The sequence below is a fragment of the Elusimicrobiota bacterium genome, assembly GCA_026388155.1.
Lineage (GTDB): Bacteria > Elusimicrobiota > Elusimicrobia > Elusimicrobiales > UBA9959 > UBA9634.
The window spans coordinates 284441-296641 of record JAPLKI010000022.1; the positions used below are offsets into that span (position 1 = coordinate 284441).

A 12201-nucleotide genomic window follows, 5' to 3' on the forward strand; every position below is an offset into this window, starting at 1 on the left:
GGATATTATGCGGCTTGTTGAAGAGGGGAAAATAAGAAGGGTGTTCAGAGCACGGGAAAAAATTGTTTATCCGGGGGCGTGCTGCCACATCACACAAAGGGCGCCCGGAAAAGAAATGCTTTTTCTTGAAAATTCTGATTATCTTTTCATGCTTAAATTGTTAAAAGAAAAGCATAAAAAGTTTTTGTTCGATGTGTACGGTTTTGTCCTCATGCCGAATCATTTGCATCTGCAAATCAGGTTAAAGGAGTCCAATCTTGCTGAATCCATGCAAAGCCTGTTTCAGGAATATGCGCGGTTTTTCAATAAGAAATATGAACGCAAAGGGCATGTGTTTTGCGGGGCTTACCGCGAGGCGCTTTGCCTGGACGACAGTTACGCGCTGGCGACATCGGTTTACATCCACCTGAATCCTGTCCGGGCCGCGTTGGCCGGTGATCCGTTCGGCTATAGGTGGTCGTCGTGCGGCCTGTATGCCGGAGGTGAAAATAAAATAAGTTTCGTGGATGAAAAATTCATTCTCAGCCTGTTAAGCAGAGATTCGGACACGGCAAAAGAAATTTACCGGCAGCTCTTGGTCCGGGCGGCGTTTATCAGAACCGGCGAGGTATGGGAAAAACCGGGCGCGTTAAATTCATTCAAAGCGGAACTGATCAGCCTGCTGTCCGGGCTGCCGGTTTTAAAAAACGCGTTTCTGAAAAAGGAAAATGATATTCTTGATGAAAACGTGCTTGACAGGAAAATCTCCGAACTGGCGGAAAAAGGCCGCCTGCGATCCCCGCAGGGATTGAAGGCCAGAAAATATCTTATAGAACAATTAAAATCGCGCGGATTTACGCTTAACGAAATCGCAGACAGGTTCGGAACCTCCAGACAAACCATATACAATACCCTATCCTCAGACCCCACCCATCAAAAAACCCATTAACTTTACATTTTTGTCATTGTCTAAAATGTAAAGTTAAGGGAATGGGAATGTAGCTTTGGTTACAGTGACTAAAGGTTTATTGACTGGGGGAAATTATCATGATAAACTTTAGATATCTTGCGTGTTGCGTATATAACGCGCGTTATCATACGGGGGGGATAGAATTTGTCACATCTCATAAAAAGCGAAAAAATATATTTTACGCTTTTTCCATCAAAGCCGTTGCGAAAAGCTTTGCGACGCAGCGATCTAAATCGCATTAAGGCGCGGGTTGGCGGTATTTTGTCTCTAAAAATACCAAACACTAAGACTTTAAACAACATCCCTTATCGCGTACCCGGTTTTGTTCTTATCGGCGCGGTTCTGAGTATTGTGTTTTTTTTGCCGCGCTTTGCGGGAGCTGTGGAGACGCCGACTAATGTTTTTTTTGATGAAGTTACGACCAATTCAATAACCGTTTCCATCTACGCTCCCAATCCCGCCTTCAGCAGTCTGGAGACCGGCTCTTCGGGGGTGAATGTTTCCATAAACGGGACATATACGCTGCCCTGGCGCAACGGAAATAAATGGACGACAAAGGCTGTACTGCCCACGGGGCGCAGCGACCTTGCGGGTGCGGCTATAGGCGGCAAGGTTTACGCTATAGGCGGGGTCAGTGGCTCATTTTTAACCACAAATGAAGCATACGACCCCGTGACGGCTACTTGGGGTACCAAAGCCCCAATGATGATGGTTCGCGGTACCTTTCCCGGAGTAGTCGCCGGCGGCAAGATTTACGCGATAGGCGGATACAACAGTACCGGGCAGCAGAACCAAAATGAAGAATACGACCCTGTGGCAGACACTTGGACGATTAAACCCGTAATGCCGACCGCCCGCGCCGCTCAAGGTATAGCGGCAGTAGGCGGCAAGATATACGTGGTAGGAGGAGACACCGGCACCACGTGGACAAATGCCAACGAGGAATACAACCCGGTAACAAACACTTGGACTACGGGAATAGCCGTGATGCCGACGGCCCGCAAATATCTTGTTGCCGAGTCGTACGGCGGCAAGATTTATGCTATAGGCGGAATGAACGCCGGCAATTTGACAACTAATGAAGCATACGACCCAGTGGCCAATACCTGGACACCGAAAGCGGCAATACCGATGGCTCCCGGCAGACAGCCCGCCGCCGCGGTTATAGGCGGCAAAATTTACGTAACAGGCGGCTCGAATACTTTGACCTACAACCAGGTATATGACCTTTTGGCGGACACCTGGACTATCAAAGCCGCAATCCCGACAGGCCGCTACCAGCATGCCACCCCGGTTGTCAAAGGCAAACTGTATTCCATCGGGGGCATTGGCGGAACGGCTATCAACGAGGAGTACGACCCCGGCGTGGTTTTCACTTTCCCCACGCTGACGCCCAACACGCAGTATAGCTTCAAAGCCAAAGCCCGCCAATCCGACGGGGTTACTTATACAGCTGAAACCGCTGCCGTTTCCACCTATACGCTGGCCGCTCTCCCGGGCGTAGCAACGCCGGCGTTTACGGACGTAAGCTCAAACGCCGTTACGGTCAATTGGACTCAAAACACCAATCCCACGGGCACGACCTTATACCGAACGCAGATGTCTTTTGATCCAGCCTTCGGAGTGGGGTTTGTTACGAATTCTTATAATCTCAGCGCGAGTTTCCGGGGCTTGGTCGTTAATACCACTTATTACTTTCGCGTGGCGGCTGTAAACGGCAACGGGGTAATGACGGCTTATACAACGCTCGGCTCAACCATGACTTTAGTGGAAGCGCCCACATCAATTTATTTTGACGAAGTATCCAGCACTTCAATCACCGCTTCCGGCTACGCGGCCACGCCCGCGTTCACCGGGCTTGAAACCGGCCTATCCGGAGTGGCATTGGCCATTAATAACGCATATAAACCCTGGCGTAACGGCAATAAATGGACGCCAAAGACCGGAATGCCCACTGCACGCTGGTTTTTTGCGGCCGGAGCGATAGGCGGCAAGCTGTATGCCGTGGGCGGGGATAATGGGGGGGGCACTTATTACAATAAAAATGAAGAGTACGACCCTGTGGCAAATACCTGGGCGGCCAAAGCGGTAATGCCTACGGTCCGCAGTTATTTATCGGCCGGAGTGATAGGCGGCAAACTGTATGCCGTGGGGGGGTATTATAATGACGCTCAGGGGGATCATTTCGTAGATAACAACGAGGAGTATGACCCTGCTTCCAATACCTGGATGACAAAAACGCCAATGCCCACCGCCCGGCGTGAATTGTCCGCGGGCGGCGTAATAGGCGGCAAGCTATATGCCTTGGGCGGGTATAACGGGACTAGCCAGGTAAACATCAACGAGGAGTATGACCCCGCGGCAAATACCTGGGCGACAAAAACGGTAATGCCCACGGCCCGCGGTTCTTTATCTGTGGGAGTAATAGGCGGCAAGCTGTATGCGGCGGGGGGAGGGAATGCGGTTGGTGTATTGAATACCAACGAGGAGTATGACCCCATAACCACTACCTGGACGACAAAAGCTGTAATGCCCACGCCCCGTGATAGTTTGTCAGCTGGAGTAATAGGCGGCAAGCTGTATACCGTGGGGGGCTGGGATGGGAGCAGTTACTCCAATGTGCACGAGGAGTATGACCCCGCGTCCAATACCTGGGCGGCAAAACCGGTAATGCCCACGGCCCGTGAAAATCCATCAACCGGAGTAATAGGCGGCAGACTGTATGCCTTGGGGGGAATGGGCGGGACCGGTTTATTGAATACCAACGAAGAATACGATCCCGGAGTGGCGTCGTCGTTTACAGCCCTGACGCCGAACACGCAGTATTTCTTCAAAGCCAAGGCCCGCAACGCCATCGGCGCGGAGACGGGGGAAATTACGGTTTCCACATACACGCTGGCCGCTATACCGGGTACCACAACGCCCGCGTTTACGGGTGTAAGCTCAATCGCCGTTACGGTTAACTGGGCGCAAGGCGCCAATCCCAACGGGACGATGTACTATGCACAGCTCTCCACCGCTTCCGACTTCTCGGCTATTTCCAGCTCTTCTACAACCAGCAACCAGCAACTGATAACCAGCAACCTCTTCCCTAACACCACTTATTACGCACGCGTGGCGGCTATAAACGGAAACGGGATAATAACGGATTACAAAACGCTCGGCTCAACCATGACCTGGGTGGAAACACCGACGAATATTTACTTTGACGAAGTATCCAGCACCGCCATAACGGCCGCGGCCTACGCCGCCAACCCCGCGTTTACCGGGCTTGAGGTTGGCTTATCGGGCGTGGCGGTGGCTATGAACAACGCATATAAGCCGTGGCGCAATGGAAACACATGGGCAGTAAAAACCCCAATGTCCTCGGCCCGTAAACAGCTATCAGGCAGCGTAATAAGCGGTAAGCTGTATGTGGTGGGGGGGCAGAGTAGTGGTGGTCAAGTGAATACCAACGAAGAGTATGACCCCGTTGCCAACACATGGGCTATCAAAGCGGCAATGCCCACGGCCCGTAATTTGCTGGCAGTGGGAGTAATCGGCAGAAAGCTGTATGCCGTGGGAGGGGTCGGCGGCACGAACACCAACGAGGAGTATGACCCGGTGTCTGATAGTTGGGCTACAAAAGCGGTGATGCCCACGGCCCGTAATACTTTGTCAGTGGGTGTAATAAGCGGCAAGCTATATGCAGTGGGTGGGGTCTCTGACGGTAACACAACTCTAAACAGCAATGAGGAATACGACCCCGCGGTTGATATCTGGGCCACTAAAACGCCAATGCCAATAGCCCGAAAAGATGTGGCAGCCGGGGTGGTAGGTGGCAAACTGTACGTAGTAGGTGGTGATGATGGCAGCGGTTCCGTGGCTATCAACGAGGAGTATGACCCTGCGGCTGATAGCTGGGCTGCTAAAGCGCCGATGCCCACGGCCCGTCAGCGATTATCCGCCGGGGTAACGATAGGTGGCAAGCTATACGCTTTAGGAGGTTATAACGGGACTTGGTTGAACACCAACGAACAGTACGATCCCATATCTGATACCTGGACTACTAAGGCGGCAATGCCTACTGCCCGTTATAACTTTTCTGCCGGCGCGATTAACGGCAAACTGTATGCGGTCGGGGGATATGCCGGAAGTCCTTTAGCAGCCAACGAAGAATACGACCCCGGCGTGGCGTCAACTTTCACCGCGCTGACGCCTAACACGCTGTACCAGTTTAAGGCTAAAGCCCGCAATGCCCTGGGCGCGGAGACCACCGAAGTAATCGGATTTTCTACCTACACGCTGGCGGCTGTCCCGGATACCACAACATCGCTGTATACGACCGTAAGCTCAAACGCCGTCACGGTTAATTGGACCCAAAGCGCCAATCCCACAGGCGTCACCTTATACCGGGTGCAGGCGTCCACAGATTCCGCTTTCGGACTGGTGGCGGCGTCGTCCGACACATACAACCTCAACGCGGTATTGCCCGGCCTTTCGCCCAATACCACCTATTACGGCCGCGTGGCGGCCATAAACAAAAACGGGATAATAACGTATTACAAAACGCTCGGCTCAACCATGACCTGGGTGGAAACGCCTGCGAATATTTACTTTGACGAAGTATCCAGTAATTCAATAACGGCTTCCGGCTATGCAGGCACGCCCGCATTTACAGGACTTGAAACAGGTCTGTCCGGAGTGGCAGTGGCTATGAGCGGCGTCTATAAACCCTGGCGGAACGGCAATACATGGGTGACAAAAATGGCAATGCCCGCTGCCCGCAGCGGCCCCGCCGGCGCGGCTGTCGGTGGCAAGATTTACGTCGTTGGCGGGCATGAATACGGCTCAGCCACTAATGATAACCAGGAATATGACCCTGTTGCCAACACGTGGCTTTCAAAAGCTCCCATGCCGGTAAGCAGGAATTATCTGGCAGCCGCGGCTGTGGGCGGCAAGGTTTACGCCATCGGCGGCAGGGCGGGCGACTACGGCGCTGATTATAATCTAAACGAGGAATATGATCCGGTTGCAAACACATGGGCCACAAAAGCGCCGCTGACAACCGCGCGTTCCTGGCTCCCGGCTGCTGTTGCGGGAGGGAAAATATATGTTATCGGCGGAGTGAACGGCTCAACAAATTTAAATACGAACGAAGAATATGATCCCGGCGCCGATACCTGGATAACGCGATCGCCGATGCCCACAAGCCGCGGCGGCGCCCGGGCCGCGGCCGTAAGCGGCAAAGTGTATGTTGTCGGAGGAAACACAAGTTCCCCTGTAAACATCAACGAAGAATATAATCCTGTTACCAATACATGGTCGACAAGAGCGCCGATGTCCGCGAGCCGCTCCAACCTGGCCGTTTGCGCCGTGGGAGAAAAAGTATATGCCATCGGCGGCGTCGGCGGTCTCGGGACCGAGAACGAGGAATACGATCCCGCTGTGAACACTTGGACCAGCAAAGCCGCGATGCCTACAGCCCGCGACAGAGCGGCCGGTACGGTTGTCGGAGGCAAAATTTATGTCAGTGGCGGCGACAATGGCTCAACTTTGGGTATCAACGAAGAATATGACCCCGGAGTGGCTTCTTCGTTTACCGCGCTGTCGCCCAACACGCAGTATTTCTTTAAAGCGAAGGCCCGAAATGCCATCGGCGCGGAGACCACCGAAGTGATCGGATTTTCCACCTATACGCTGGCGGCTGTAGCTCTGCCGCAAAGCGGGCCGTTGTTTATGAATATTTCTTCCGGAAGCATTATTGTAAACTGGTCTTCCGGTACGGAGGCTGGAGGCTTCAACGGACTTGGCGCCAGCTATAAGATTCAGGTTTCATCGGTTTCTGATTTTTCGGTTGTTACATCTTCCAGTCTAGTATCCAGTAGCCAGTATTCAGTATCCAGTCTTTCATCCAACACCACTTATTACTTCCGCGCGCAGGCTTACAACTCGGCCGGGATGACGGATTATTCCTGGCTGACGCTAGGCTCCACCATAACGCAGGCTATTGTGCCCGGCCCCGCCGACCCCGCTTTCACCGATGTTTATACAGACTCCCTTACCGTCCACTGGGATGCCAACGGCAACGCCACAGGTATTCCCTACTTCGTGCAGGTTTCGTCCACAGTGGATTTTTCTGATATCGCTTTTTCCTCTACAACTTACAACTCACAACTCATAACTTATAACTTGTTCCCCAACACCACCTATTACACGCATGTGGCCGCCGTCAACGCCGGCGGCAGACTTACCGACTATTTTGCGGTACCGGGCTCCACGCCGACACTAAGCCAGCAAGTCACAGGAGCACAAGTCACAAGTGTATATTTCACAAGCGCGACGGTAAACTGGACTGCGCTGCCGCTGACTCCGTCAAGCGCAACCTGTGAAGGCTACATTGTGGAGGCCTCCACCGCCTCCAATTTTTCCGGCGTCGTTTATTCTTCCTTCAGCCTTCAGCCTTCAGCCTTCAGCCTATCTGTCCCTGCCCTCTTCCCCGACACCACTTATTTCTTCCGGGCGGGCTCGCTTAACTGGGCGGGCACAGTAAACTTTGCCGCCGCGCTATCCAGCTCCACTTATTCCGTCCAGCCGGGTTCTTCCACGGAGAATTTTGCAAACATTGCCGCGACTTCAATAACGGTTAAATGGCTTTCAAACAGTAATGGCCCCGGGACAAAGTATTTTGTTGAGGGTTCAACCGACGAATTCGCGAGTGTCGCCGTCTCTTCGCTGACCCCCGCCCTTTATCCCGGTCCCTTTGCCCTGCCTTTTAACGGGCTCAGGTCCAATACGGCTTACGCGTTCAGGGTCGGAGCGTTGGGGAATAACATGGACCTTTCAGAACCACTTATTCTCGGTTCAACTGTCACCCCGCCCGTGCCGCCCGCGCTGGCCAATTACACGCTTTGGCTGTCAAGCGCGCAGGTAGGCTGGCAAAATAACGGAAATTCCGACGGCTCAAAATATTTATGCGAGCTTTCAACCAATAATTTCACCACAGTGTCGCTTTCCTCTGAAACGGTGACACTCTCGGCAGTTTTTGAATCGGGGCTGCCGCCTAACACCACTTGTTACATGAGATTGCAAACTCTCGCGAACGGGGAACAGGCGGGCAGCGGGTATGCTTATTCAAGCTCAATAACGCTTGCGGCTGTTCCTCCTCAAGTCGGGGCCAGGAACGCGGGCCCGAACAATGCCGGTATATGGTGGGGTTCGGGGGGGAATCCCCCAGGCTACGCAATATCAGGATGGTTGGCTGCGTCAAATATGCCTGCCGCGCGATATGGCCAGGCGGCCGCCGTTTCGGGCGACAGAATATTTATTTCCGGCGGAACCGACGGAACAAATTACAGAGCGGAAGTGTGGTCCGCGCAAGTCAGCGCGGACGGGGCCGTAAGCCAGTGGACACAGACCACATCTCTGCCGGAGTCCCGCTACGGCCATACGATGTCGGCTTTAAAGGGACGGCTTTATGTGACAGGCGGGCTTCACGGCGGCGTTCCGCAGTCAACGGTGTGGTCCGCCATTGTCAGCTCTTACGGAACTGTAGGACAGTGGGAGCAGGCCCCGCCTCTGCCGCAGGCAAGGTACGGCCACGCCTCCGCCACTGGCGAGAACATAATTTATGTTTCAGGCGGATATAACGGCGGGGCCCGTAAGGAAACGTGGTACGCGAAAGTTTCTGATGACGGCGTTTTGGGCGGCTGGACGGAGGTTGCCCTGCTTCCCGAAGCGAGATATTTCCATTCCATGGCGTTGACCGGGAGCGGCTGGATTTATGTTTCAGGCGGTAATAACGGGACTTCCGCCAAACCTGACGTCTGGAGGGCGCAGTTGAATTCCGACGGCTCGATTGGCGGCTGGACGGGGGACAGCGCGCTTCCCAAAGCGCTTTACGGCCACGCGATGATTGAGGCCGAAGGCGCTATATTCATGTCCGGCGGGACCGACGGTTCCAACGCGCAGGACGGCGTGTGGAGGAGTTTTATAAACGCGGGCGGGTCTTTGGCCGGCTGGGCCGCTCTGACTTCAATGCCTTCGCGCCAATTCCATTCAATGGCCGGGGTTGGAGGGAAACTTCTGATATTAGGCGGCTTTGACGGAACAATAACCAAAAGCGATGTCTGGCGAGCCGCCGTGGCCGGAACCGAATATTTAGCGGAGCGCGCGCAGGATGCGGGCTTTAGCTCAGGTGTGTCCGGCGCCGGCTGGCTCTCCGCCGCGGGATATGATTTCGGAGGGCTTGTGCCCAATACGGCCTATCATTTCAGGGTTAAGGCGCGGAACTTTTATGGTGTTGAAACGGAGTACTCTCCCGTTTTCTCCACGGTCACTTTTGCCGTACAGCCTTCAACCGCGCAATTTACGGGGGTGGGGATGTGGTCGCTGCAGGCCAACTGGGGGACGCGCGACAATCCCGCCGGCACAAGATACGAAGCCAGAATTTCAAGCGATGCGGCCCATACGCAGAACGCGGCGTCTTCCGATACGGCAAATTCTTTCGCGGTTTTTGACAGCCTTAGCGACAAGTTCGTTTACTACGCCTCCGTGCGGGCGTATAACTCCATCGGCGCCTACACGGGCTGGACGGATCTCAGCTCAACCTCCACAAAAGCCAACCCCGCTTTGGATTTCTCAAGCCCGACCATCACGGTCAACCAGACGGGCGACAAGATCTGGCGTAATTCAAACTCCGGCGTCTATAAAGTGGCTTTCGCCGATACAGGCGGGGCGCTGTTAAAGCAGGCGGAGGTAAAAATAACCACGGGTATGGCGCAGACGGGCACATTGATTTCGGATTGGGTTCCCGTGCTGACGGATATAAATTCGTTCGATTATTCGGACCCCTGGCCTATACCCTCCGGCCTCTGGACGCTGCTCCCCGGCGGTACTTCCTATGTCAGCGTGCGCGCTTTTGATAATAATAACAACTCCACCTCAACGGTTGACGCGTTCTATATTTTAAAAGACACCGTCCCGCCTTCTATAATCAACAATGCGTCCGGCGAGACCACCTGGCGGAAAGATGACGGCGGGGCGATTTATGACGTGGATTTTTTTGACTACGGCTCCGGATTGCAAACTATCCAATATAGCGCGAGCACGCATCCGGGGACCGCGGACGCGAATGCTCTTGACTGGACTACAATTGCCCAACTGCCCGCGGGCGCCACGGTTTATGCGGACAATTGGGCCGTAGCTTTCGCGGCGCTTGCCAACGCCGCTACTAACTATATCTCCGTAAGGGCGGCAGACGCGGCGGGCAGTACCGTAACCCTTTCCGGTATTGACGTGTTCAAGATATTAAAGTTCGTCGGCGGCCCCATTGCAGGCATAACCGTTCCCGGCTCGGCTTACTACTCTTCCCTCGCGGTCATTTCCGGCACGGCTGACGACACCCTGTCCCATCCGCTTGCGGGAACCGAGCTGAGCATTAAAGACAGCTCCGCGGGGCTTTACTGGAACGGAACGGCGTTTTTAGCTCCGGGGAGCCAGTGGTTCGCCGCCGCCGGAAATGCAGCCTGGAATTACGCCGAGGCGATCCCATGGACGGAAGGCGTAAGTTATTGGGTAATCGCCCGCTCAAGCGACACGGAGGGAAACTATTCGGCGGATTATTCAACCGCCGTATTCACTTTTGACGGCTATCCGCCGTCGGCGGGCATACTGTCGCCGGCGGACGGCTCAACCATTAATTCGCTCAATGCCGTTTCGGGAACCTCCTCCGACGCGGTTTCCGGCGTTAAATCGGCGGAGATACGGCTTAAGCGTTTGAGCGACGATAAATGGTGGAATTTCAAATCCGGAAACTGGACGGTTTCGCCCTCAAGCACCTCGGTTTCGGGGACAACCTCATGGACTTACGCCGTAAACAAAACGCTCAAGTCAACTCTAGCCGCTAACGTGAGTTACTATGTTACGGTGGATGCGGCGGACAATGCGGTGCCCGCGAACATCCTGTCATTCGGGGCCGCGGGTTCAACCTTCACTTTCATTGACAATACGCCGCCGGCGGCAGTCACGGACCTGACAGCCTCCACAGGCCCATTGCCGGGGACTATAATCGCAAGCTGGTCGTTTACCGGCGACGACGCTTCAAGCGGAACGCTGCTGACCGGCCAATATAAAATCCAATACGCTTTAGACCCGCAGGTAAGTTTCAGTACTTTGGCCGCGCAAATAACCGTTTCAACCGCGAATGTGAGCGCGGGCTCGCGGGGAAGTTCTGAACTGACTGGGCTTACCCCGGCGCTTGTTTATTATCTGCGGCTCTGGACGGCGGATGACGCCGGCAACTGGTCCGAGCTTTCAAACGGAACCAGCGCGCAGGCGCGGCCGTATCCCGAGAGCAGGATAGACGGCCATGTGCTGACGGTATCAAGCGTTGGCATAACAGGGGTTCTGGTGGAGGCCTTTGACACGGCGGAGATTTTGCGCGCGTCCGATTATACCTCGTCGGATGGGCTGGGGAGCTATTCGCTTACGGGAATAGTTGTCGGGAGCTACACTGTTCACGCCACCTGGAGCGCGAACGACATAATAAGCGATATCTCAAAAGACGGGATACCCTCCGCCACAGCGGATGTCGATTTTATGCTATCGGTCACTTTCGAGCTTGCCAGCATTTCGGGCAACATAGAGGGGTACAATAAGGCTGAAGGCTTAAGGCTGAAGGCTAAAGGTGTGAGTAAGACTGAAGGGGCAGGAGTTTATGTGGAGCTTTATCAAGGGGGGAGAAAGATTTCAACCGCAGATGTGGATGCGGCGGGGAAATTTAAAATAAACAACCTGTTGCCCGGCAAATACACGGTAAAGATAATCGGGCTTGCGGAAGGCGCGAAAGAGTTTAATGTTCAGTTGAAAGAGGGGCAGAACCTGGAAATAAGTCCCTTGGGAACGCTGTTGAAGAAGGATAAGGTCTACGCATTCCCGAACCCCGCCTCGAAGAGCGTCATTTTCCACCTGGAATCGGATATCAGCTCGCTGAAAAAACAGATAATGGTTTTTGGAATTGACGGCCGGGTTATTAAGGAATTTTCCGATTCGGACGCGGGCTGGAATTTATTGAGCGGGGGAAAATATGAATTTACCTGGAATATTGACAGCAAAGTAGCCTCCGGCATTTACATTTACGAGGTGAAAGTAAAAAATACCGGCACAGGCGATACCGCCAGTACAATAAAAAAACTGGCGATAATAAAGTAGTTGCTGCACCGACGGTAAAAAAGCTTAACTTTACATTTTTGTCATTGTCTAAAATGTAAAGT

At 53.8% G+C, this 12201-nt stretch carries 2 protein-coding genes; both read left to right on the forward strand.

Translation table 11 applies throughout. From position 1 onward, the window contains the following. The first annotated feature begins 7 nt into the window (after positions 1–7). A complete protein-coding gene (locus NTX59_11355; GenBank protein ID MCX5786274.1) occupies positions 8–928 on the forward strand; it encodes a transposase in 921 nt (306 codons plus the stop codon). 282 nt (positions 929–1210) lie between these two features. Further along, the gene (locus NTX59_11360; GenBank protein ID MCX5786275.1) at positions 1211–12139 is read left to right on the forward strand and encodes a fibronectin type III domain-containing protein; all 10929 of its coding nucleotides are present in this window, start codon (positions 1211–1213) and stop codon (positions 12137–12139) included. Positions 12140–12201 lie beyond the last annotated feature (62 nt).